The organism is Maridesulfovibrio zosterae DSM 11974 (assembly GCF_000425265.1).
Classification (GTDB): Bacteria; Desulfobacterota; Desulfovibrionia; order Desulfovibrionales; family Desulfovibrionaceae; genus Maridesulfovibrio; species Maridesulfovibrio zosterae.
On sequence record NZ_KE384343.1, the window covers coordinates 210208 to 233848 of the forward strand.

At 44.2% G+C, this 23641-nt stretch carries 21 protein-coding genes; 1 reads left to right on the forward strand and 20 read right to left on the reverse strand.

Translation table 11 applies throughout. From position 1 onward, the window contains the following. Positions 1-19 precede the first annotated feature (19 nt). From H589_RS0117250 to mraZ, 19 genes are all read right to left on the reverse strand, one after another. Complete coding sequence (locus H589_RS0117250) at positions 20-868, reverse strand: DUF4405 domain-containing protein (protein WP_027723185.1); 849 nt, start codon at positions 866-868, stop codon at positions 20-22. Positions 869-1019: 151 nt separating this feature from the next. After that, entirely contained in the window at positions 1020-1505 is a 486-nt protein-coding gene (locus H589_RS0117255) for a Spy/CpxP family protein refolding chaperone (protein WP_027723186.1), read from the reverse strand. A gap of 376 nt (positions 1506-1881) precedes the next feature. Next, entirely contained in the window at positions 1882-2355 is a 474-nt protein-coding gene (locus tag H589_RS0117260; protein ID WP_027723187.1) for a periplasmic heavy metal sensor, read from the reverse strand. Between the two features lie 365 nt (positions 2356-2720). Beyond that, complete coding sequence (locus H589_RS0117265) at positions 2721-4409, reverse strand: radical SAM protein (protein ID WP_027723188.1); 1689 nt, start codon at positions 4407-4409, stop codon at positions 2721-2723. Positions 4410-4476: 67 nt separating this feature from the next. Then, a complete protein-coding gene (ftsZ, locus tag H589_RS0117270; RefSeq protein WP_027723189.1) occupies positions 4477-5757 on the reverse strand; it encodes a cell division protein FtsZ in 1281 nt (426 codons plus the stop codon). 86 nt (positions 5758-5843) lie between these two features. Next, on the reverse strand, positions 5844-7073 hold the full coding sequence (gene ftsA, locus H589_RS0117275; RefSeq protein ID WP_027723190.1) for a cell division protein FtsA: 1230 nt from the start codon (positions 7071-7073) through the stop codon (positions 5844-5846). Between the two features lie 39 nt (positions 7074-7112). Further along, positions 7113-7976, reverse strand: a complete 864-nt coding sequence (locus H589_RS0117280; protein ID WP_027723191.1) for a cell division protein FtsQ/DivIB — start codon at positions 7974-7976, stop codon at positions 7113-7115. Next, complete coding sequence (gene murB / locus H589_RS0117285; RefSeq protein ID WP_027723192.1) at positions 7973-8845, reverse strand: UDP-N-acetylmuramate dehydrogenase; 873 nt, start codon at positions 8843-8845, stop codon at positions 7973-7975. Before murB ends, H589_RS0117280 begins: the two co-directional genes overlap by 4 nt. Positions 8846-8857: 12 nt before the next feature. Then, entirely contained in the window at positions 8858-10270 is a 1413-nt protein-coding gene (murC, locus tag H589_RS0117290; RefSeq protein ID WP_051249814.1) for a UDP-N-acetylmuramate--L-alanine ligase, read from the reverse strand. A 53-nt stretch (positions 10271-10323) separates the two neighbouring features. After that, the gene (gene murG, locus H589_RS0117295; protein ID WP_027723194.1) at positions 10324-11406 is read right to left on the reverse strand and encodes an undecaprenyldiphospho-muramoylpentapeptide beta-N-acetylglucosaminyltransferase; all 1083 of its coding nucleotides are present in this window, start codon (positions 11404-11406) and stop codon (positions 10324-10326) included. Next, positions 11406-12521, reverse strand: a complete 1116-nt coding sequence (gene ftsW, locus H589_RS0117300) for a putative lipid II flippase FtsW (protein WP_027723195.1) — start codon at positions 12519-12521, stop codon at positions 11406-11408. The genes murG and ftsW overlap by 1 nt, the downstream gene beginning before the upstream one ends. Then, positions 12518-13822, reverse strand: coding sequence for a UDP-N-acetylmuramoyl-L-alanine--D-glutamate ligase (murD, locus tag H589_RS0117305; RefSeq protein ID WP_027723196.1), 1305 nt, complete (start codon positions 13820-13822; stop codon positions 12518-12520). Before murD ends, ftsW begins: the two co-directional genes overlap by 4 nt. Before the next feature lie 7 nt (positions 13823-13829). Next, positions 13830-14909: a phospho-N-acetylmuramoyl-pentapeptide-transferase gene (mraY, locus tag H589_RS0117310; protein ID WP_027723197.1), complete on the reverse strand. Its 1080-nt coding sequence runs from the start codon at positions 14907-14909 to the stop codon at positions 13830-13832. Beyond that, on the reverse strand, positions 14906-16297 hold the full coding sequence (locus H589_RS0117315; protein ID WP_027723198.1) for a UDP-N-acetylmuramoyl-tripeptide--D-alanyl-D-alanine ligase: 1392 nt from the start codon (positions 16295-16297) through the stop codon (positions 14906-14908). The genes mraY and H589_RS0117315 overlap by 4 nt, the downstream gene beginning before the upstream one ends. Next, positions 16294-17754, reverse strand: coding sequence for a UDP-N-acetylmuramoyl-L-alanyl-D-glutamate--2,6-diaminopimelate ligase (locus H589_RS0117320; RefSeq protein ID WP_027723199.1), 1461 nt, complete (start codon positions 17752-17754; stop codon positions 16294-16296). The genes H589_RS0117315 and H589_RS0117320 overlap by 4 nt, the downstream gene beginning before the upstream one ends. After that, positions 17744-19717, reverse strand: a complete 1974-nt coding sequence (locus H589_RS0117325; protein WP_027723200.1) for a penicillin-binding transpeptidase domain-containing protein — start codon at positions 19715-19717, stop codon at positions 17744-17746. Before H589_RS0117325 ends, H589_RS0117320 begins: the two co-directional genes overlap by 11 nt. 21 nt (positions 19718-19738) lie before the next feature. Beyond that, complete coding sequence (locus tag H589_RS0117330) at positions 19739-20029, reverse strand: hypothetical protein (protein WP_027723201.1); 291 nt, start codon at positions 20027-20029, stop codon at positions 19739-19741. Positions 20030-20033: 4 nt separating this feature from the next. After that, positions 20034-21011: a 16S rRNA (cytosine(1402)-N(4))-methyltransferase RsmH gene (gene rsmH / locus H589_RS0117335; protein ID WP_027723202.1), complete on the reverse strand. Its 978-nt coding sequence runs from the start codon at positions 21009-21011 to the stop codon at positions 20034-20036. Positions 21012-21151: 140 nt separating this feature from the next. Next, positions 21152-21601 carry a division/cell wall cluster transcriptional repressor MraZ gene (mraZ, locus tag H589_RS0117340; protein WP_027723203.1) on the reverse strand — a complete coding sequence of 150 codons (450 nt, stop codon included), beginning with the start codon at positions 21599-21601 and terminating at the stop codon, positions 21152-21154. A gap of 429 nt (positions 21602-22030) precedes the next feature. On the opposite strand from mraZ, the gene H589_RS0117345 reads away from it, so the two are divergent. Beyond that, complete coding sequence (locus H589_RS0117345; RefSeq protein WP_027723204.1) at positions 22031-23044, forward strand: HD-GYP domain-containing protein; 1014 nt, start codon at positions 22031-22033, stop codon at positions 23042-23044. Between the two features lie 107 nt (positions 23045-23151). On the opposite strand, the gene H589_RS0117350 is transcribed toward H589_RS0117345, so the two are convergent. Beyond that, positions 23152-23637 (reverse strand): CBS domain-containing protein, encoded by a 486-nt coding sequence (locus H589_RS0117350; RefSeq protein WP_027723205.1) that lies wholly within the window; start codon positions 23635-23637, stop codon positions 23152-23154. Positions 23638-23641: the final 4 nt, after the last annotated feature.

Genomic DNA, 23641 nt, shown 5'->3' on the forward strand with positions numbered 1-23641 from the left:
TTAATGATACTTCTAAAAATTAGGGATTTAGCATACCGCTGACTTCACGTGGTGAATTAAGTCCTAGAGAACCTGCAATTTCGCGTATGGTAGTGTCTTTATCAACTACAGCTCCTCTTTCTCGCAATATTCCTAAAGCTGTATTCAGATCTAGATTATATTTCTGACAATATTTTTCGAGAGACATTCTCCCTATCCCAGCTCCTGAACTGTGGCTATCCATATTCTGCATGCTGCTTCCAGCTTTGGGATTAATTGACTGCTGTTTTTCAGGCTGATCAGTTAGAATGATTTCATGCAGTTCTTTTGGTGTCAAACCGGCTCTTCCAGCAATTTGTTTTATAGTTTCTTTTACAGAATTTATTTCGTGACCGGCTTTTTTTATGGAGGCAACCGCTTTTTCTTCATCAAGTCCCATTCGTTTACAAAATACGGTTAGGGTACTTAATTCGGCATGCCCATAAGGAGGTATTCCGTATTCTTTTTCACCAAGATCTTTTAGATAACTGGAAAATTCAAGGACCTGCTTCATGGGAGGTAAACCAGCAAGTGCCCCGAAAGTAACAAAAACTGTGAGAAGAAGACTGATAAAGAATGCAGGAGATGAAAAATTTGCTGCACCTGCTTTTCGTTTCAGATAGGCCATTATCAGTTTCCAGTTAAGCCAGATGTGCAAAATAGAGGCAACAAGAAAAAATACTCCCATACATATGTGAATATCACCCCATTGCTCTTTGCTGAGCCCTAGAAATGTCCAATCGGCCCAGTACGCAACCCTTCCTTGTGGAACGGAATACAAGACAATGCTGGTAAGCATCAGGACTATAATTGAGATAAAGCTGGTGAGGGATGTGATTTTTCTAAGCATTTTATTCTCCTTGGTTTTACTACGTCCTTGATAACCTAATTTGTCACGTATTAGGAAGAGTGTATAATAAAAAAAGGAGGACTTGTTCAGCCCTCCTTTTTACCCGTTTTCCATTAGTATGGTGTAGATGAACGTTGTTTTAAAGGCTCGATTAGTTCGCGCCCGGACATCTGTAACCATTGTTAGGACAGTTACCCTGCTGGTAATTTCCACAACCCCGGTTACCACGATTCATACCTTTTCCCATGATGGGAAAGGTGAGTCCTGTTTCTTTCTCTAGTTCATCGCTCATTTTCTTATGCTCGGCATATACCTTATCTCTAATATCGGAAAGTTCCTTAACCAGAGTATGGATAGTTTCCTTATCAGCTTTGCCGGAATCTACAAGTGCGTTGAGTTCTGTTCTTTTAGCCCACTGCTGATTCTTGAGCGATTCAAATGAATTTTCGTATTTCTTGATAATTGCCTGCACCTGCTGTTGTTTTTCAGGTGTCAGTTGGTTGTAAGCAGCCCAGTTGCCGCTGTGATAGCCACCATTATGGTATGCACCATTCTGGTTGCCGTTTCGTGCCATGGCAACAGATGAAATTGCCAGAACGAGCACGATAATCAATGGGACCAAAGTTTTTCTTTTCATATGATCTCCTGATACGGTTAGATGTTGTTGCCCTCTCAATTGTTATTAAGCATTTGCTGTGCCAAGTTAATATCATTAGGTATTACATGTAGATATAAAATTATTATGAGGGGTATTATTTCTGTATGTGCAATAATATGTGCAGTGTATTGCACTTTAATTTGTACAAATAGTGCATACTCACTTTTGTTACTCTGAATGCCGCTTATGAAGTATAAAGTAGATCATATCAAAGTTTGTGCTAAATAACAGGAGAGTTCATCAGTAATACACATTCAAATTTTCTTTAATAGAAAACCCCACCGGACTCCAAGTCCGGTGGGGTTTTCAGGGTGCTTCTGTTACGCAGGGGAGTTTACAACTTGTAAGGAGAGTTTTAGAAGTTAGAGTCCCAGCAGTTTCTACCATTGTGGGGAGGACGACGGTGAGATCTGCGGTCCATTCTGCCATTATTCATACCGTATCCAGCAAAGCTTCTCACAGGCATGGCAATACCTGTAACCTGCTCAATTTCTTCGGACAACTGTTTACGGAGTTTGTAGTCCTTGTCTCTCAATATTGTCAGGTCTCCGACAAGGGCTGTGATATCGTCTTTTTCAGCAGCGCCAGAATTCACCAGAGCATTTAGTTCAGTCCGCTTTGCCCATATCTGACTTTTGATTGGTTCAAACTTATTTTCAAATTTTTTAAAAATAGCTGCTGCTTCATGTTGCTTCTCGGGAGTTAGCTGATCAAAGATAAATGAGTTGTTTCTGTAAAAACCGTTCATGTGGCCACCTTGAGCCATTGCTGTGCCTGCCAGTGCTACAACCATTAGTGTCATTACTGAGATTACTATTTTTTTCTGCATGATATTCTCCTGGAAATGTTTAAACTGGTGGTCAATTTTAAAATGTAAAAGCATTCTTCGTGCCATTTCTATTAAGCCCGTGTTTTAAAGCCTTTTTGTGTAAAACATACTGAAATGGTTGGAAAAGATAACTGCAAAATGCTGCCCATAGATTGCACATATGTGCATTATTTTGAATCAAATGCACTTTTAAGAGGGGCTTTTATTTAGAATTAATTCTGTATTTTCAAAACTCAGAGCATAATAATGTTGAACTGGATGATTCGAATATATTTAAATTAAAAAATGGGGCAGGCCTGCGTTAAAAATCAGTGCCTGCCCCATACTAAATGTGAATAGTAAAAAAGAAGTAATTTGTAGAGTGGTTATCTATCGTTAAGCCATTGAAACATACCGCATTTTTTGCATTCAGAGCATCCTTCAGCCGGACATGGCGGAGTCTTTATGCCTTCGTGAAAGCGATTTCTTTCACGCCAGAGATAAGATTTATTTACTCCGGTATCAATGAAGTCCCATGGCAATGGAGTTTTTTGATCTAATTCATTATCAATGAATTTTTCAGGATCACCATTATAAAATTTAAAAGCTTTCTTCCAGCCACCTTGCTCGGCGGCGATAGTTATAAACTCGGCAAGAGATTCATCTCCTCTGGATAGTATACCTTGCAATCTGGCCTGAAAAGGAGAATCGCCTGAGAATGCGACCCCTTTATATTTTTTGGTCAGTCCTTTAACTTTGGAAAGTACATTTTTAAGCTCTTCTTCAGAGGGCATTGAAGACCATTGCAGAGGAGTCCATGGTTTTGGAACAAGGCAACTGGCACCAAGGGTTATTCGCATAAATTGTTTTTTCTTTTTGCCTTGACCTCGACTGCGGGCTTCATCCATTTTTTGGAGCATCTGTGCAAGCTCTTCATAGTCTTCATCTACTTCACCTGGCCATCCTACAATAACATAAACACGTAGATGATTTACCCCTTTGGCTGCACATAGTTCCACGGCACGAAGGAAGTCTGTTTCTTCGAGGTTTTTGCTTGCGGCATCACGTAAGCGTTTACTTGCCCCTTCGAGAGCTAGAGTTACTGTGCGAACTCCAGAGGCACGCAGAATATCAAGCAGCTCTTCTGTCAAACCATCGGCACGTACCGATGATAGAGAAAATTTTGTTTTACGCTTTTTTAACCACTCAATGTATGTAATTAGATCAGGCCAATCAGTCAGAGCTGTGCCAATCAGCCCTACTTTTGGTGGATCGGCAAATTCGACAATCTCTTTGAGCTGATCAATTGATGCGTGGCGGGGAGGGCGATAGATGAATCCGGCTGCACAGAATCGGCAGCCGTAAGGACAGCCTCGGTTTACTTCAACCAGAAACATATCTTTGAAAACAGCTTCCGCACTTATGAAACATGAATAAGCCGGTGCGGAAAGAAGAGGAACTCCATGTCCTGCTGCAACAGTTCCGGGGGCGAGTACGGCTCGGCGGACTTGCCCTTTTGTCATTCCGGGAATGTAAACGCCATCTCGGTCTTTTATAAGTTCAAGAAATTCTTTTTTACTGCCGCCATTATATATGTGACGTTTCAGTTCAATACACAGTTCCTTGAGTCCTGCCTCTGCTTCTCCTACCCAGAACAGGTCGAAAAATGGGGCTATTGGAGCAGGGTTCAGGAATGCAACGGGACCTCCGGCCATGACCAGCGGGAAGTCCGGGCGTTCCGCCGCAAGCGGCGGAACGCCCGAATCTTTCAACATCCTTACCGGGTGGAGATATTCCTCCTCGAAATTGATGCTGAAACCGATCAGGGGAAACTCGGACAGTACTTTATCACTGTCCATGGAAACAGACGGTTTTCCGGGGTCTCCTAGGAAGAACCTTTCAACTGCAAGCTCCGCGTCCGGAGCAAGCAATCTATATACGGCCTGCCACCCTAAAGTTGACAGTCCTGCTCCTTTTCTGCCTGGAAATACCAATGCCGTGGGCAGACGGCCTCCGGTTTCCTCCGCAGACGGTTCTTCTTTTCCGTAATAGAAGAATTCTTCTGTTACAGACATGGTAATAGTTTACTTCCGGATCTGATGGTCCGTTCTGTTTCCTGATTATAAATCATACGCAGACGGACTAATCAGCCTGCTTGCGGATGAAAGTTGGAACTTCAAAATCATCGTCGTCGTGGAAGATGAATTCTTCACCGCTGCTGTTTGCTGCTGCCTGCTTGGGCTGATGCTGCACAGGAGCTGTGCTTCCTGCTGCTTCCTGAGGCTTGGAGCCATGACGAAGGTAAGCAGGAATGGATCTGTCTTCTTCAGCATGAGCGCTGCCGAGATGACGCACATTTCCGCCCTGACTTGTTTTAGAGGTCATGCCTCTCGGAGTCAGATTATGACGCTGTGGCTGAGCCTGAGGCTGAGGCTGTTCCATCACAGGTGCAACTGGCTGTTCACCTGCTGTGTCAATGCCGGTGGCAATAACTGTTATGCGCATTTCATCGCCTACTTCTGGATCGAAGACTGTACCGAAGAAAATCTGAGCATCTTCGTGTGCTTCTTCATGAACAATATTTGCAGCTTCACTGACTTCATCGATGGTCATATCAGGAGAGCATGTAATATTGATCAGAACTCCTTTTGCTCCTTCAATTGAAACGTCTTCGAGCAGAGGACTGGTAATGGCTTTCATTGCAGCTTCACGGGCTCTGTTTTCGCCCCGTGCGATACCGGTACCCATCAAGGCGAGGCCAGAGTTTGACATAACTGCCTGAACATCTGCGAAGTCAAGGTTGATCAGACCATGAACTGTGATCAGATCTGCAATACCTTTAACACCGTAGTAGAGTACTTCATCAGCTTTTTTGAGCATTTCAGAGAAAGCTGCTTTTTTTGCGGCAAGTTGAAGCAGACGATCATTAGGAATGGTAATAATTGCATCGACTACATTCTTCAATTCTTCAATACCTTTTTCGGCTTGAAGAAGTCTGCGCTTGCCTTCGAAATAAAATGGTTTGGTTACAACGGCTACAGTCAGTGCTCCTGCTTCTTTGGCTATTTCTGCAATTACCGGGGCTGCTCCGGTACCTGTTCCGCCACCCATACCGGCGGTAACAAAAACCATGTCACAATCGCCGACCAGTTCACGAATCTGTTCCTGAGATTCAATAGCTGCATTTTTACCAACATCGGGGTTGGCTCCTGCACCAAGACCCTTGGTCAATTGGTCGCCGAGCTGAATTTTATATTCAGCAAGAGATTTGTTGATGTCCTGAGCATCGGTGTTAGCTGCAATAAAGCGGACACCTGTAAGTGCGGACTGAATCATGTTATTGATAGCGTTACCACCGCCACCGCCACAACCGATAACCTTGATCTTTGCCTGACCATCGTTTTCAATTTCCATGTAATCCATCATAATAATTCCCCTGTTTGACTTCCGTTAATTTCAACTTTTCCTTGATCAGAGAAGGAATAAACCTTCACTCACATCGTTCTGCCTTATGCGATGTCAGTGAACCATTTACGCATTCTGCCCAGAATACGGTTGAAAACATTTTCGTCGCGAATTCGGAAAACCTGCTCAGAGCTGCCTTCTTTTTCTGCGCCGTACATTAGCAGTCCCACTGCTGTTGCATATTTGGGACTGTTGACCACATCTTTTAAGCCACCAATGCCTGCGGGGTATCCGATACGGACCGGCAGGTCGAAAATCTGTTCTGCCAGTTCCTGCATTCCGTCCACAAGTGAAGTTCCGCCTGTGAGTACAACTCCTGCTGCAATCATGTTTTTGTAGCCGCTTCGTACCAGTTCCTGGTCTACCAGCGCCATGATTTCTTCACAACGAGGCTCACAAATTTCAGCGAGAACCCGTTTGGACATCTTGCGGTGATCACGTCCCCCTACGGATGGCACTTCGATTGTTTCGTCAGTGGTGACGAGGTCTGTCAGTGCTGTTCCGTATTTCACCTTGATCTGTTCCGCAGAACCCATTGGTGTTCTTAATCCAAATGCAATGTCGTTAGTCAAGTTGTTACCGCCGAGGGCGATAACAGAAGTATGTTTAATTGAATCATTAGCAAATATTGCCAAGTCGGTAGTTCCACCCCCGATATCTACAATGGCAACACCTATTTCTCTTTCTTCTTCAGAAAGAACAGCTTTGCTTGATGCTAACGATTCAAGAACAATGTCAGATACGTCGAGTCCTGAACGGTGACATGATCTGATAATGTTTTGGGCTGAAGTTACAGCTCCGGTAACAATGTGTACCTTTACCTCAAGACGGACGCCTGCCATTCCCAGAGGGTCGGCAATACCACGCTGATCATCTACGATGTATTCCTGTGGCAGAGTATGAATAACTTCTCTGTCCAGAGGTATCGCTACAGCTTTAGCTGCATCAATAACGCGGTCCACATCTTTCTGAGTGACTTCTCCGCCTTTAACAGCAATAACGCCGTGGCTGTTGAATCCTTTGATATGGCTTCCTGCTATTCCTGCATATACAGAGCGGATTTCGCACCCAGCCATAAGTTCAGCTTCCTCAAGCGCTTTCTTGATGGACTGAACTGTCTGTTCGATGTTGACCACTACACCTTTACGAAGACCTGTGGACGGTGCAGTGCCGATTCCGACAATGTCTACTCCGTCGGCAGTAGCCTCCCCGACGACTGCACAGATCTTGGTGGTGCCGACATCAAGGCCGACGATCAGATCAGACTTGGACATAATTATTTCTCCTCATCACCTTTAAATTAGGGGTATTAACTATTGCGGCGAACCACTACCGGAACTGCGTTTTTCAACCCAGACCCTGCCTTTGTCGGTGGATATGGCCGCCACATTCCTGAACTCTCCCCTGTTTTTGAGGTCATTCCATACTATGTTCAGGTGTGAAAGTTGTTCTTGCCAGTTGTCCAGACTAAGCCGTACTTTCAGGCCTAGGCTGTCCATAAAAATTATCATTCTGTTGCCACCCTTTATATCTATCCATGCAATCTGCCCGGAATCAAAGGGGAGTTCTCTTCTATTCAATATTTCCATGAATTCAGGCAGAATAGCGGCCTTATCCATAGCTTCAGCGGCAATATTTAAAAACGGCAGTGATGTAAATTTACCAGGAACTACCGGAGCAATAAGCTCTCCGTTGCTGTCGCAGTAATAGAGCTTATCATTTTGGCGTACCATGAAATGCGGGTCTTTCTCACGGACATGGATTTGCAGCTTACCGGGCAGTTCTCTTTTAACTGCGGCAGATTTAATCCACAGGTTGTCACTGAGTTTGCTCTCCACATCAGCTATATTCACCGCCAGACTGTTCTTATTTAATCCGACATCAGCAATGGACAGGATTTCACCATAGGTCAATCTATGGTTTCCGGTTACTTTGATGTCCTGCAACGCAAAATATGGATATGTCGTGAGCCAGCGATATCCTGCAAGGCAACCAACACCGATAAGCATCAGGAGCAAGAGGAATATTCCGGAAATACATGTTTTACGTGCCAGAACATACATCATGCTTGAAATAGAAGATGACCCTTTACGCTTTATACTTGTATTGCGGCTTTTACGCTTTTTACCTGTTTTATTCAGGTTCAGCCTGCTTTTGTTAAGATCAGCTACGCTCATGATATTATTATGACCTCCGGCTTTAAAGTGATGCCGAACCTTTCAGTTACGGTTTCTGTTGCCAAAGACATTAGTTCCAATGCTTGAGATGCCGAACCGCCACCCTTATTTACAAGAAAGTTGGCGTGAATCTCAGAAAAGCACATGCCTCCGAGGTTTTTGCCTCTGAATCCTGCTTCATCCAACAATTTTCCCGCACTGTAACCTTCGGGATTTTTGAAAACACATCCTGCTGTTTTTTCAAGAACAGGTTGTGTTGCTTTTTTCTTGCTGAATATTTCCTTTATTCTATTTCTGACTTCATCTTCACTGGATGCGGAAAGCTCAAATTCGGCTTCCCAGACCAGCGTGAATTCATCCGTAGCAGGTGAAAAAAATCTGTAACCCCATTGCATTTCAGACGCGTCTTTCCAGAAAAGTCCCTTCGTCGGGGTCCATAGTCTGACTCTTTTAACTGAGGTTGCCATGTCGGTTCCGTAAGATCCGGCATTCATAGCAATGCTGCCACCAACTGAGCCCGGAATACCTGCCAGTCCTTCCATGCCGCTAAGGCCTTCCCTGATCAGAGTTGCCAGCAATTTGGGAAGACGCATGTCTGCGGGAACTCTTACTGTCCAACCTGAAATCGCTGCATCTGATTTTTGTTTACGGTCAATTTGAACCAGTGCAAGGTCAAGTTTACCGTCACCAGCGAGCATATTGCTTCCTTCACCTAGAGCAAGAAGACCGGGCCTTTCGCTTTCTACAAAGCGGGCCAGCTTGTCTAGTCCGTTTTCATCACACACCTTGGCAAGTGTACGGGCGGTTCCGCCAATACCAAGGGAGGTGAGCTCAGACATGCTCGGTTCATGAAGCAACTTCAGTGTCATAATTAAAACCCGTTATAGTGGAGTACAGTTCTCTGCAATTTTACAATCGCAACCCTGTTCTTCCAGATAATTCAAAAAGTTTTCGCCAATCTTATAAATAGATCCTGCTCCCTGAGTAATAAAAAGATCACCTGGTTTCAGAATATTGGGGAGCTCGTTTTCCATCATTTCAAAATCCGGATAAAAGCGGACTTTAGTGCTGCTGACCTGTCTGATTCCCTGCGCTAATGACATGCCGTTGACTCCCGGAATAGGAGATTCGGAAGCAGGATAAATTTCAGTCAGCAGAAGTTCATCGGCGTATTCAAACGTTTTACAGAATTCACCGAACAGAGCCTGTGTTCTGGTAAACCTGTGCGGCTGAAAAGCAACAACCAGTCTGCGATTTGGAAAGCATGCTTTAGCTGTTTTGAGTGTTGCTGCAATTTCTGCTGGATGATGCCCATAGTCATCGACAACAAGAACTCCTTTGCATTCGCCTTTTTTCTCAAACCTTCGTCCCACACCCATGAAGTTGGACAATCCTGAAAAGATAACTTTTTTATCAATTCCGGCTTCTAAAGCCACGCCTATGGCTCCAAGGGCGTTAAGCACATTGTGCTGTCCCGGCTGGGCAAGAGATACTTCTCCTAGAAGTTCGTCTTCATAAAAAACTTTGAACAGAGAGCGAACTTCACAGGATAAAATTTCCGCACGCAGTTTATTCCCTTTTTCCAAACCGTAAGTTAGGCAGGGGCGTTTGATGCTGGGCAATAATCTTTTAACACCAGGATCGTCGCCGCAGACAATATTCATTCCATAAAAAGGGATGGAGTTCATGAATTTGCGAAACGATTTATCAATTGCGTCCTGATCATGATAGAAATCAAGATGATCCTTATCTACGTTGGTCACAATAGTAATAATGGGCGAAAGGCAGAGAAATGACCCGTCAGACTCATCCGCTTCTGCAATCAGGTATTGTCCGTCTCCAAGACGGGCGTTGCTGCCGAAGGTATTGAGGCGTCCACCTATGATCACGGTGGGGTCCAGTTCTGCTTCAGTAAAAATTGTTGCCAACAGTGATGTGGTTGTGGTTTTGCCGTGAGTACCAGCCACAGCTATTCCTGTACGCAATCTCATAAGTTCGGCAAGCATTTCTGCTCTTGGAATGATAGGAATACCCAGTTCACGCGCTTTTATTACTTCCGGGTTTTCTTCAGATATAGCAGTTGATTTAACCACAACATCAGCATCAGTAACGTTTTCCGCACCATGTCCGATGAAAACCTGAGCTCCCATCTTGAGCAGTCTTTTCACTGGGGCTCCAGCGGCAAGATCTGAGCCTGTTACTGTAAAACCCATATTGATCAGAACTTCGGCAATACCGCTCATGCCTGAACCTCCGATACCGATCATATGAATATTGCCTACTCTGCTACGCATAATTGGACACGCAATGTCTGTTACCAAAGGAACGCTGGGACCTTCTGCTGCGATCATGCCACACCTCTCACTGTTCTATCGCCAATAATATTAATAACGCCATCCACAATTGCGGAAGCCGCATCAGGACGTGCAAATGAAAGAGCTTTGCTTCCCATTTCTTCTAAAATGTCCTGATCTGAAATAAGTTCCAAAATTTTATCTGCCAGCAAATCCCCTGTTAAATCTTTCTGGGGTATCATTATTGCTGCTCCAAATTTAGCCAGACAATTTCCGTTTCCTGTCTGATGGTCGTGGGTCGCATACGGGAACGGAATGAATATTGCCGGCTTACCAGCTGCTGCCACTTCAAAAACAGTGGATGCTCCGGATCTGCAAATTACAAGTTGTGCTTCGGCGTAGGCTGAAGCCATATCGTGAATAAAAGCTGATACTTTCTCTGTGTTCATTCCTTCCGTTTCATATGCAGTACGAACCCGTTCAAGATCTGCTGTTCCAGTCTGGTGACGCAGGATTATTCCTGCTTTTTTTAGTTGTGGCAGAGCCTGGATAACTGCATCATTTATTGCTGCTGCGCCCTGACTTCCGCCAAAGACTAAAATTGATTTGTTCTTTGCAGCCGAACCTGAATATAAAATTTCTTTTCGTACAGGGTTACCTGTAATTTCTGTTTTAGCTGCTGGAAATGAGCCGCAGATATCTTCAAATGAAGTAAAAATTTTTCTGACAATTTTACCGAGAATACGATTAGTAACTCCTGGAACGCTGTTCTGCTCATGGATTGCTGTTGGTTTTCCAAGCATCCAGCCAGCCAGTACCGGACAAAAGCCTGCATAACCGCCAAAACCGATAATGGCGTCCGGTTTGAAACTCAAAATTTCCTTTAAAGACAACACAAGAGCGTGTGCAATCCATAAAGATTTAAGAGCTTTTTTGATTCCGCCGCCCATAACACCTGCTGCAGGAAGTCCTTTAAATCTAATTCCTGCACGCTCAACCATATCTTTTTCAGATCCACGTCCGCCTAGGAAAAGAATAAGACATTCTGGAAATCTGTCTTTGATTTCCTGAGCAACGGCCAGAGCTGGGAAAACATGCCCTCCGGTACCACCTGTAGTTAGAATAATCCGTTTCATCAGACTTTTCCCCGTGACAGGTTGAGCAGCATTCCAATACAGGCACACGAAATAAGGAGACTTGAACCTCCATAACTTACAAACGGCATGGGAACTCCCTTAGGGGGCACGGTTCCCATTACTACAGCAAGGTTTAGGGTAAAACCCAGAGCCAGCATAATTGTCAGCCCATAAGCAGTAAATCTGTCCTGCAAATCATCTTGTGCCAGCGCAATTTTAAAACCACGCCAGAGCAGAAAACCGATAACAAGGAAAACTGCCGTTACGCCGATAAAACCAAGTTCCTCGCCTACCACAGCCATAATAAAGTCATTGTGCGCTTCAGGTAGAAAGAAAAGTTTTTGCTTACCTGCGCCAAGTCCCTGCCCAAAGATATTTCCTGAACCAAAGGCATAAAGAGACTGAACCAGTTGGTATCCTTCTTCATGAGCACTTTTGAACGGATCAATAAAAGCAGTCATACGTTTTAAGCGGTATGGCGAACTTGTGATGAGCATGTAACCTGCTCCTCCTGCGAAAATAAGCGAAGTCAGAAGATAGCTTATACGTGTTCCTCCAACCAGACTCATGAAGAATAAAATCATGCATAAAAATACTGATCCACCGAAATCAGGTTGCATCATTAGCAACAGGCAAAGTGCTCCTGTAATGGCGAACGGAGGTAGAAAGCCAACACTGAAAGTCTTGATCAAATCCTGCTTGCGTGAGAAAAAGTAAGCCAGGTAGAGCACCAATGCTGGCTTGCAGAACTCGAGAGGCTGGATACGCATAGGCCCTAGCGCTATCCAGCGTTTAGCCCCGCCAGCAGAGAACGACAGCGGTGAAAAATCGCAGAGCAGGAGCAGCACAAATGCCCCCATAAGCCATACATAAACCATGTTGTAGAACACAGCTTTAGGCAGGCGGGCGCACAAGTACATCAGAAAGGTTCCGGCAGCGAGGAAAATAGCCTGTTTCTTAAAGAATAGGTATTTATCATCAAAGAAACGCTCTGCCATGATGCCGCTCGCAGAGAGCACCATCATTAAACCGAAGCAGGCCAGCAGTAGTGCCGCAGCCAGCAGCCAGTAGTCAGGGCGTTCAGGTTTGCCGGAGAGGTCCTTTTTCTTATTCAAGACAATTCCTCCATGATTCTTTGAAAATCAGCGCCTCTAGCCTCATAACCCGTGTAAGCATCAAAACTTGCTGTTCCGGGAGAAAGCAGGATTGTATCTCCTGCATCTGAATTTGCGAAAAGGGTCTTTACAGCCTTTTCCAGATTTGCATGCCATGAAATTTTAAAATCATTTTTCAAAGGTGGCTCAAAATGTTCCCTGCCAGCACCGAATAGTGCAACTTCAGTAACCCGCCCCTTCATTGCAGGAATCAGGCTTGTTACATCTCCACCTTTAAACTTACCACCTAGTAAAAGTCTTACAGGCCCAGCAAAACTTTTTAAGGCAGCTGTAACAGCATCAAGGTTGGTCCCTTTTGAATCGTCGATAAACTGTACTCCGTTGACTGATCCAATATTTTCAATACGGTGAGGCTTACCTTTAAAAGTTTTCAGCCCAGACTGAAATTCTTCCATGCTAAGTCCAATTTTTTCAAGGGCCAGCCATGCAGCTTCAATATTCGAACGATTATGCAGTCCAGGAAGATTCGGCTGTTCAGGAAAAGTCTCGCCGTTGAACCACTTAACTTCAGCATGAGTAAAATCTATGGGAGAAAGTTCCTCTTTCATGTGTGCTGGGAGTATAGCCAGTTCATATTTGCTTTGGCGTTCAAATATTTTCAATTTTGCCTTAAGGTATTCGTCCATATCCATATGGTAATCCAGATGGTTGGCAGAAACATTCAGCAATATAGCGGCCTGAGGTCTGAAAAGACGGCAGTTCTGGAGCTGGAAACTCGAAACTTCAAGTACCAGTACATCACACTGTCCTTTATCAACAATATATTCTGAAAGGGGAGGGCCGTAGTTCGCTCCTGCGAAAGCGGTCCTGCCGGAATGCTCGAGAATATGCTTGATAAGTGCTGTAGTAGTGGTTTTACCATTGGTTCCTGTAATGGCGATTTTCGGCTCATCTGCAAACCAGGACGCAAGCTCCAGTTCGGAAATTATCTTTCGTTCCGGAAGATTCCCTATAAAAGGCTTTATGTTACGCACGGGAATACCGGGACTGACGACAATAATATCAGCATCATCAAATTGCTCAGTGCTGAACGGACCGGTCATGAGCTGCGCATTATCACCCAGTCCTATAAGAATATCTGTTGTCAGATTTTCATTCGCATCAACAATACGCACAGTTGCACCAAGCTTGTGCAACAGTTTTGCTGCAGCTATGCCTGAACGTCCTGCACCGGCAACAATTGCCAGTCGATTGGTGAACATGCGGGTCGAGGTGACCAGTTTTACGAATGCGTTGTCCATAGTTATACTACCTGATTTTCAGGGTACTTAAGGCCATGAGAGCCATTAAAATTGAGATGATCCAGAATCTGATGACAATCTTAGATTCAGGAATGCCTTTATGTTCAAAATGGTGATGTAACGGAGCCATACGAAAAATTCTTTTTCCGCCACTCACTTTGAAATAACTTACCTGCATAATTACAGAAACAGTCTCGAAGACAAAAACACCACCAACTATAGTCAGCAGCAGCTCCTGTTTACACAGTACTGCAATGAATCCTAGGACTCCGCCAATACTCAGTGAGCCTACATCACCCATAAAAATTTGTGCGGGATAGGCGTTGTACCAGAGGAATCCAAGCCCTGCTCCAACCAGTGCTCCGCAGAAAACGGTAACTTCGCCGACGCCAGGAACATGGGGTACATTAAGATAGGTTGCCATACCAAAGTGACCGGCGATGTAGATGAAAAATGCATAACAGGTTGCACTGGTTATGGATGGACCTATAGCAAGACCGTCAAGTCCGTCTGTAAGATTCACACCGTTGGATGCTCCAATCATTACAAGCAGAGCAAACGGAAGATACATCCAGCCAAGATCAGGCGTAAAATTTTTAAAGAATGGTACGGCCAGTTCTGTAGAATAGGCGGGCTGCATTATCAGTAGCCCTACGGCTGTCCCAGCTACAATCAATTGACCTAAAAACTTGGCTTTTGCGGATATACCTTTATTGCTTTTGCGTTTTATTTTGGTGAAATCATCAATAAAGCCGACGATTCCAAAACCGGTAAAAACAAGCATGGTCAGCCATACATAGATGTTTGTCAGGTCCGCCCATAGCATGGTTGAAACCAGTACTCCGAATCCTAGTAATAATCCGCCCATTGTCGGGGTTCCGGCCTTGCATTGATGCTGTTCGTGGATATCTTCCTGAATGTACTGGCCACACTTAATTCTGTTCAGCAAGCGCATCATCATAGGGCCGAGTACAATTGTAATCAGAAGTGCTGTCAGTAATGCGTATATGGACCGGAATGTAATATACCGGAATACGTTCAATGCGCTTAGTTGTGCGCTCAGGGGGACTAGAAAATGATAGATCATGCTTTGTTTCCTCCGGTCTCCCCGTTGATTTGATTATTGAGTGCGTGAAAAAAGTTTTCCATACGGCATGATCTTGACCCTTTAAAAAGAACCACCGCATTACTTATTCCAAGTTCATGTATTCCATTCAAAAATTCTGTTGGATTGTTTACCGGTACAAGAGTAGAGCCATTGGTATTTAAAGCCACTTCTGCATAATGCTTTCCGCAATAGAATGTTGCATCCGGTTTGATAGAAGCTATCTTTGTTCCCAGTTCACAATGTGCGCTGCCTGCTTTTTCTCCCAGCTCAAGCATATCTCCAAGGACCAGTATCAACTGTCTTTCTGAAGCAATATTTTTAGCTGTATCAATAGCTTTGCTCATGGAAAGAGGATTGGCATTGTATGAGTCATCGATAAGTGTCCATTCTCCATATGTATGACAATGGAATCTTTGTCTGGGAAGCTCAACTGTTGCCAGTCTGTCTGCGATATCAGTCAATTTCATACCAAGCATGTGCGCAGCGCAGGTAACGGCGGCTGTATTTTCAGCAAAGTGTGACCCACAGGTGGGTAAAATAACTTCTGCAGTTTCTGCCTCTGCTTTAATAATAAATTTTCCTCTACCGTCAGGAAGTGTTTCTAGAAGGGTAGAGTAGTAAGGTGCATTTTCGTCCTGAGAAGAGAAAGCTACCGGATTTATAATTTCAGATGCAGCATTCCAGAGCAGGTCGTGATCTTTACAGCATAGACCTAAACCTTGAGGACGTAGATATTTGAACAGAGATGCCTTATATCTGGCCACGTTCTCAAGCGAACCGAGCCCTTCTAAATGCGCAGGACCGATATTGTGTACAATTGCCATATCAGGCATGGCTATCGGCCCTAGCTCGGCCATATCTCCGGGCAGGCTGATTCCAAGTTCCATGACCCAGTATGCTTCTTCGCCTGTAGCTTCAAGCATGGAAAGTGGAAGCCCAAGCTGATTATTCATGTTCAAGAAATTCTTATGCACACTGTGAGAGCCTTCAAGTACATGGGCCAGCATTTCTTTAACAGTGGTTTTTCCGGCTGAACCAGTCACTGCAATCATGCGGATGTTTGATTTCATGCGCCAATATGCAGCTAGTCTGCCAAGAGCCTGTACAGTATCTCTGACCATGATGACTGATTTGCCATCCAGCTCAGGTCTGAACTGCGACACAACAACGGCTGCTGCGCCGGCTTCAAGAGCCGCTTCAGCAAAATTATGACCATCGTAATTTTCCCCTTCAATGCAGAAAAAGACATCGCCTTTGCTCACAAGCCTGCTGTCAATACGCACGGCTGTGATTTCGGTGTCTGCTGCACAGGGAATATCGCTGCTCCCCTTGAGCTGTTCTTCGAGTTCACACAGGGTCAGTTTCAACCGTAAATCTCCTTGATAGCTTTTGAAACTTCTGCACAATCGCTGAAGTCCCGTTTTTCAGTTCCTATAATCTGGTAAGTCTCATGTCCTTTGCCTGCAATAAGCAGAACATCATCAACAGTCATTTCTGCAACAGCTTTTCTGATAGCAGATGCCCGGTCCACATCTTCGATGATGTTTTTACAGCCTTTCAGTCCTGGACGAACGTCATCAAGAATGCTCAGCGGATTTTCAGTTCGCGGATTGTCAGAGGTCAGCACGGCGACATCAGAATATCTGCATGCAGCAGCTGCCATCAGCGGACGTTTGGACCGGTCGCGGTCTCCACCGCAACCAAAGACAGTAATAACTCTATTAAAATTTAGATCGTTAAGCGTACGCAATACATTTTCAAGAGCGTCAGGTGTGTGTGCGTAATCAACGAAAATATTTAGTCCTTTATCATTCCTGACCCTTTCCAGACGTCCGGGAACTCCGTCAAATTCTTTGAAAACGTCCATTTTTTCAGGAGTAAGCTCTAAATGCAGGCCGACTGCTTGAGCTGCCAGTAAATTTGATCCGTTATGTCTGCCGATGAGATCTGATTCAATTTCCCAGCTTTTATCACCGTAGGTCATTTTCAGGTGCATACCGTGACCTGTGCAGGAAATCATTTCTCCGCATAAAGCATTACCGCCGCTTGCGCAGGATGCATCCAGCCCGAAACCGATGGAGGGGGAGTAGCATTCAAGAAGCCTTCTTCCGTATGGATCATCAAAATTGATAATGCCTCGTTTAAGAGCTGTAGGGTAATGCTTGAACAACATACATTTGGCTTTAAAATATGATTCCATGTCACCGTGGTAATCAAGATGGTCCTGAGTAACGTTTGTGATTACTGCGGCATCAAAATTAAGTCCTGCAACCCGCATCTGGTCAAGCGCATGTGAGGACACTTCCATGACAGCAACATCAACACCTGCTTCGTTCATGCATGAAAGCATTTCGTGTAACTGCCAGCATCCGGGAGTCGTAAGTGGTGCTTCCTGATTAAAGCCAGGCCAGCGGTAGCTGACAGTGCCGAGAACTCCTACTTTAAGCCCTGCAGAAGAAAGCAACTGCTCAATCAGGTATGAAACAGTTGTTTTACCGTTCGTTCCAGTGATTCCCACAAGTTTAATTTTGTTCTGATCTGTTTTAAAATAGGCTGTTGCCAGTTCACCCAGAGCTTCACGAGGGGAAGTGTGTATGATCAATTCGGCTGATTCTGTCTCTACATCTTTTTCGCAAACGATGTATGAAGCACCATTTTCAATAGCCTGCGGGACAAAGTCTGCACCGTCACGCAATGGACCGGAAATGGCGACAAAAATATCACCATCCTGAACTTCGCGAGAATCAGTACGGACCATCAGCCCTTCGCCTACTTTGGCGATGAGTGTTTCCCATTTTGTTTTATTCATTACTCTATTTGACATAATCAGCCTTTTCTGAGGAAACCCAGAGAACCATTTCAGCATTCTTTTCTTCAGGCCATGTATCGCCTGGTTTGGGAAGTTGTTTGGTGACGGTCATCCCTTGGCCTTTCAGCTTGGGGACAAATCCTTTTTGAACTAAGATTTCAATTGCTCTACGAATAGGCATCCCTTTCAAATCAGGAACCTGTTCATCGGAAACATTAAAATGCACCGAATTTGATTTAAATGCCTTTTTAGGCATTTCAGAAAAATCATTAATTCCTGCGGCCATGATAGGAGTTGGATTGCGCTTTTCCGGCAACTTGCCGTAATAGGCCAAAGTCTCTGTCATTATTTTTTTTACACCCGGGGCTGCTACCGTACCGCCAAAATGGTTTTTTTTCGGTTCGTCTACCATCATGAAAACGATATATTCCGGATTATATCCAGGTACTAAAGCAACGAATGAGGCCGTAAATTCAGCCCCGTATCCACCTTTACGGTGAGCTTTCTGTGCTGTTCCTGTTTTACCGGCAACAGTTGTACCGCTTATTCTTGCTTTAGTTCCTGTGCCGTCTTCCTGAACCACTTCACGCATCATAGACAAAACTTTTTCAGCAACTTCCGGTTTGAAAATGCGCTTAGCCGGTTCATTTTCCTCGGATCGGGGGAATTGCACCAGTTTAATCGGTTTTGCAACACCTTTATTGGCAATGGCCAGATATGCTTTTGCCATTTGCAGCGCAGTGACACCAATACCCTGTCCAAATGAACCTGCAGCAAGGTCTATTTCGTTCCATTTCGCTGCGGGACGAATCAAACCGCTGCGATCACCAGGTATCGGTAATCCTGTTTTGTGTCCGAAACCAAGTTCGCTGATAAATTGGTAATAGTGCTGTACACCCAGCTCAAGTCCAATTTTAGCCGAACCAATGTTGCTCGAGTAACGTAAAATCTTGTGTACCGGTAGCCAGCCGCATTTATGCGTATCATTGATGTACTTGCCGTTAAGTTTCCAGCGTCCATTTTCACAGTCAAAGAGCTTTTCCGGTGTTATCACTCCGTGTTCAAGTGCAGCAGCAATCAAAAACGGTTTGAATGTGGAGCCAGGCTCAACAACGTCAAGAGCCGCACGATTTCTCCAGATTTCAGGAGAGCTGGTGCGGAAAATATTCGGGTTGAATCTAGGGCAGTTAGCCATGGCCAAAATGTCACCTGAAGCAACCTCAACAACGATAGCTGCTCCCCATTTACCGCCATATTTTCTAACTGCATCAACCAGTGCATTTTCAGTTACAGACTGAATATGTGAATCAATGGTAAGATGTATATCCTTACCTCTGATATTCATCTCTCGTCCCATCGCATCAAGGTAAAGCCGGCGCCCTGATGCATCGCGTTGCACAACAAATTGCGCTTTGCGTCCAGCGAGTCTGTAGTTGAACTCTTTTTCAAGTCCTTCAAGTCCCTTACCGTCAACCCCTGTAAAACCGATCAGTTGTCCTGCAAGGTGATTGTTCGGGTATAGTCTGACAAATTCAGTTGCCAGATATACGCCGGGTAAGTTGGCTTTTTTAATTTTACTGGCCATACGGTCATTGATTTGCCGTTTGATCCAGATGAAATTTGATTTTCTGGACAATTTCTTTCTCAATTTTGATTTCGAGATACCGAGAATCTGAGAAAGTTTTGTCGCAGTTCCGTCCACATTCTTTACATTCACCGGACGAATATAAACTGATGAAGCTTCAACGCTGGTAGCAAGAAGATTACCGTTGCGGTCATATATTGAACCGCGCTCGCCGCGTTCAAGCTCAGCTGCAAGGTGCTGACGTGAGGCAAGACGTGAAAGGTCGCTTCCCATGAACAGTTGCAGCCATGCTGCCCTGCCGAGAAGGCCTGTCCACATCAGGGCGAAAAGGACCATGACGAAGAGCAGCTTATTTCTGCTCGACTTCAGGCTTTCTTTTTTCCTTTTTGCCACTTTCAGCTCCTGTTATAATCTTTATGGTTTTGCCGCTTTTCTGGGTCTTCTAACCTGTCCCTGTGAAGCCGGGCCGTAACCGTATTTTTTTGCCAACTTCCTTAAATGAATAGGAGACAGCAGGTTGTTTTTTTCAACCTCCAGCTTGGCAGCCAGAGATTCCTGTTCATCAAGTCTTTTTTCCATCCGTCTCAAATCATAGGCTTTATCGACTCTCTCAATATTGAGCCACACCGAGATCAGTCCTAGAATAAGAGCTGATGCCATTGTTAAAGCCAGAGCCATAGCTATCCCATTAGAATCGCCTTTCATGGTCTTATTTCTCTTGCTCTGTGACTCGTTCAGCCACTCTAAGTTTTGCGCTGCGGCTTCGTGAATTGACTCCCATTTCTTCCTCAGTGGGCAGGATAGGCTTTTTGGTCAATATATTTAATTTTTTTATCTTTCCGCATGTACATACAGGCTGCATTGGCGGGCAGTCACAGCTCAGAGACCCCGCTTTAAAAGCTCTCTTAACAATACGATCTTCCAGTGAATGGAAAGAAATGATCGCAATCCTTGCACCAGGACTCAGGTAATCAGGAATGCGTTGAAGGAATTTTTGTAATTCTTCCAGCTCCGAATTCACCGCAATACGCAGTCCTTGAAATGTTTTAGTTGCCGGATGGGTCCGGGATAAAGCCCTGCGTTTAGCGGGGTATGCCTTTTCAACAATAGATGCCAATTCAAGGGTGGTGGTAATTTTCTTTTCTTCTCGTGCGGTAATGATGGCCTTGGTTATTTTGGACGCCATCGGTTCTTCACCGTACAATTTTAAGATTCTATTGATGTCAGAGTAAGATCCTTTATTTACAATAGATGAAGCCGGAGGCATTCCACCTGCCGGATCCATGCGCATATCTAATGGACCTTCTTTAATGAAGCTGAATCCTCTCTCAGCTCTGTCCAGATGCAAGGAGGAAACTCCTAGATCAAGAACAACGCCGTCAAGAGTATCCCAGCCAAGTTCATTTAGTGCTGTTTCAAATTTACTGAAAGCAAGGTGGAACCTGTTTGCTCTTTCTCCAAATGGTTCAAGGCGGACTCCAGCAAGCTTAAGAGCCTGTTCGTCTCTATCGAGTCCGACAAGCTGCGCACCTTCACCGGCGGCCTTTAAAATGGCACTGGAGTGACCTGCCATACCTAAAGTGCCATCAAGATACCGACCGCCCGGTTTAGGGGCGAGCCACTCGATGACCTCATTAAGTAAAACAGAAGTGTGGACCTTTTCAGGTTTTATATCTGTGCTTTCCATGGTTCTCTGATTCAAAACGTTTCCGGTGTTTTATGCCTGTGCTCTGGGGGGGAGCTGTGCTAAACTGCGGTGGTTTTGAAAATCAAACTTACAATTAATAAAAAAGAGTATGTCTAGTGATGCGGCGGGAAGCGTTTCAGCTAAAAGGGGAGTTCTACTCCACATTCAGCCAGTTCTTCGGAAACATCATCAAAATCCTGTTCAAGCAGGGCTTCATATGCCCGTTTATCCCAGACTTCAAATCTGTCACCGACTCCAGCAAGAACTACGTCCTTGTCCAGTTTTCCGCTTTTCCGCAGATGGGAAGGGATGGTTATTCTACCTTGTTTATCAAGGTAGACTTCTTCAGAACCTGAAATGATTATACGGATAAAATTTCTGAGTTTCCGGCTTGGACTCTTGATACTGGTCAATTTTTCTTCCAGGATAGCCCAATCCGGTGGAGTGAAACCAACTATGTTTCCTTCGAAAATAGTTAACGTCACGCAACCTTTCGGAGAATCGCTATAAACTTGATCGCGATACTCCGGTGTCAGCATTAGTCTGCCTTTGGCATCCATGCTTCTATGTGCGTGACCTCTGAATTTCATTTTTACCACCTAATCACACAGTTCTACCACCAATTCCCCCCGTCTCTCCACCTGTGTGTGAAAATAGGGGAAAAGTCAAGGCCCCTTTCTGAAATATGAGGGTCAAAAAATGGCAGTTTACAGTACTTAGATGGTGTTTTTAGAGCCCTAAAAGCTTAAATATGTGGAGCTTAGTGAAAAATAGAAATTAAATATAAAAAGAATATATTTTTTTAAAAATAATAGCCAAAAATTGTATCTCAAGCGAGATACTCTTCACGAACAGAGATATGAATGCTATAGGGGCATCTGAAAAAGGGTTTAAATTTTGTTGAGACAGAGCCCTGTAGTGTATTTATTTCTTAGTTATTTCATTTTTTGTGGATAGCTGTCTCTGATTTTTATTTAAATGTTACAGCTGTTTATGGTAAACTTTGGTGGTAATTAAGTATGCATGCAAAAGGTAGAATGGATGTTCCTGACGGTTTGAATGAGGAATATTATCAAATCAGTCCTGATATTCTTAGAAGTTTCAATAAGTTCAGGCCTCCACTCAATATTTTTATGTTCAATGAAAAAGTTGGGAGAGTTGCACCTTATTATCAGGTGGGAGGACGGCTTACAAAAGAGCAGATTGAAACTTTGGCGCAGATGGTCAAGGAAGGAATAATATTTGTCTCCAGAACTGATCACCCTGTTTATGTAAAACATATTGCTTATCAGCTTGATCTGGTTCTCATTGACCGTAATCTTAAAGAAAGTGAGATTGCCGATATTTTTGTTGAAGCTTTGACTATGCGTATAGGTGAATTTTACGATCAGCCTGTGGCTGCAGTTATGGAGAAATTGTGGTCTGACTTGATGGTTTTGACCGAGTATCTCTGGAATGATCCCTTTCGCATTAAAGCTCTTGCCAGACGTCTTCATACTGAGCACACTCTTGCCAGACACAGCGTTAACAGTGGCATTTTAGCTCTTGCCATGTTTATCCGCATGAAGTCAGATTCGTTTTCTAAAAATGAAATTACACGTAATCATTTTAATAGGCTCACAGCAGGCTTTTTTCTTCATGATTTGGGGATGACTAAAATACCGGCTTTTATACGGGAAAAGCCAAAGCCGTTAACCACCGATGAGCGTGCTAAAATAGATAAGCATCCTTTGCTTGGTTATGAGATGCTTAGTAAGCTGGATTTGAAGTATAAAGAAATTGAGGCTTGCGTTATTGAGCATCACGAGCGTGTAACTGGAAAAGGGTATCCTCAGAAAAAATCCGGTAGGGATATCAGTCAACTTGGTCGAATTATTGGCGCAGTTGATTCATATTGTGCGATGATAACTAAGCGACCATATGCTGAAGCTGTTTCTCCTGTTGAAGCTGCAACTGCAATTTCAAGAGATCAGGGATATGATCCGGAAGTTACTAAAAATATACAAGCGTGGGTACTTACATTGAAGAAGTAGGCTACGTATTTACTAAAGAAATAGCCCCTTCCTTGATTAGGGAGGGGCTATTTTTTAACGCATTTGGTGGTGACGTTATTTTGAAAAGGTAAAATTTAACTCGAAGGTTAGAACTGGGTAACTAGGTCACGAGTCAGTTCGCGATAGACATCACTTAAAAGAACTACACCAATAATTTTACCACCCTCGCTTACAAGCGCCCAAGAGCGGTTTCTTTTACGTAAAATCTCAAGAACCACCAGCATCGGATCTGTTGGTTTCAGGATAGCAACATCTTCTTCTATATGATCTTCAAGAGAAGCAGCGCAACAGGCTGTCCCAGCTCTTTTAAAAGCACGATCCCAGTCTGTTTCTTCTGTTAAGCTAAGGTCATCATCTTTTAGTACTTGATCTTCTACTGCTTTAAGCATGGTCCAGATTGATGCAACTCCACGCAGGGACCCGTTCTTCTTTTTTACCACCACGATACTGTTGTCAGGTGCATTTTTCATACTGTCGCGTAGCATGCGGATGCCTTCAGCAAGGCTTGCAGATTCATCTATAGTTGCGAATTCTTCACGCATCATATCCCAGGCTCTTTTTCTCAGTAGCATCAGC

Coding starts and splice junctions, on each gene's coding strand:
- H589_RS0117250 (WP_027723185.1), bottom strand. CDS start 868: ATGCTTAGAAAAATCACATCCCTCACCAGCTTTATCTCAATTATAGTC.
- H589_RS0117255 (WP_027723186.1), bottom strand. CDS start 1,505: ATGAAAAGAAAAACTTTGGTCCCATTGATTATCGTGCTCGTTCTGGCA.
- H589_RS0117260 (WP_027723187.1), bottom strand. CDS start 2,355: ATGCAGAAAAAAATAGTAATCTCAGTAATGACACTAATGGTTGTAGCA.
- H589_RS0117265 (WP_027723188.1), bottom strand. CDS start 4,409: ATGTCTGTAACAGAAGAATTCTTCTATTACGGAAAAGAAGAACCGTCT.
- ftsZ (WP_027723189.1), bottom strand. CDS start 5,757: ATGGATTACATGGAAATTGAAAACGATGGTCAGGCAAAGATCAAGGTT.
- ftsA (WP_027723190.1), bottom strand. CDS start 7,073: ATGTCCAAGTCTGATCTGATCGTCGGCCTTGATGTCGGCACCACCAAG.
- H589_RS0117280 (WP_027723191.1), bottom strand. CDS start 7,976: ATGAGCGTAGCTGATCTTAACAAAAGCAGGCTGAACCTGAATAAAACA.
- murB (WP_027723192.1), bottom strand. CDS start 8,845: ATGACACTGAAGTTGCTTCATGAACCGAGCATGTCTGAGCTCACCTCC.
- murC (WP_051249814.1), bottom strand. CDS start 10,270: ATGCGTAGCAGAGTAGGCAATATTCATATGATCGGTATCGGAGGTTCA.
- murG (WP_027723194.1), bottom strand. CDS start 11,406: ATGAAACGGATTATTCTAACTACAGGTGGTACCGGAGGGCATGTTTTC.
- murD (WP_027723196.1), bottom strand. CDS start 13,822: ATGGACAACGCATTCGTAAAACTGGTCACCTCGACCCGCATGTTCACC.
- mraY (WP_027723197.1), bottom strand. CDS start 14,909: ATGATCTATCATTTTCTAGTCCCCCTGAGCGCACAACTAAGCGCATTG.
- H589_RS0117320 (WP_027723199.1), bottom strand. CDS start 17,754: ATGTCAAATAGAGTAATGAATAAAACAAAATGGGAAACACTCATCGCC.
- H589_RS0117330 (WP_027723201.1), bottom strand. CDS start 20,029: ATGAAAGGCGATTCTAATGGGATAGCTATGGCTCTGGCTTTAACAATG.
- rsmH (WP_027723202.1), bottom strand. CDS start 21,011: ATGGAAAGCACAGATATAAAACCTGAAAAGGTCCACACTTCTGTTTTA.
- mraZ (WP_027723203.1), bottom strand. CDS start 21,601: ATGAAATTCAGAGGTCACGCACATAGAAGCATGGATGCCAAAGGCAGA.
- H589_RS0117345 (WP_027723204.1), top strand. CDS start 22,031: ATGCATGCAAAAGGTAGAATGGATGTTCCTGACGGTTTGAATGAGGAA.
- H589_RS0117350 (WP_027723205.1), bottom strand. CDS start 23,637: ATGCTACTGAGAAAAAGAGCCTGGGATATGATGCGTGAAGAATTCGCA.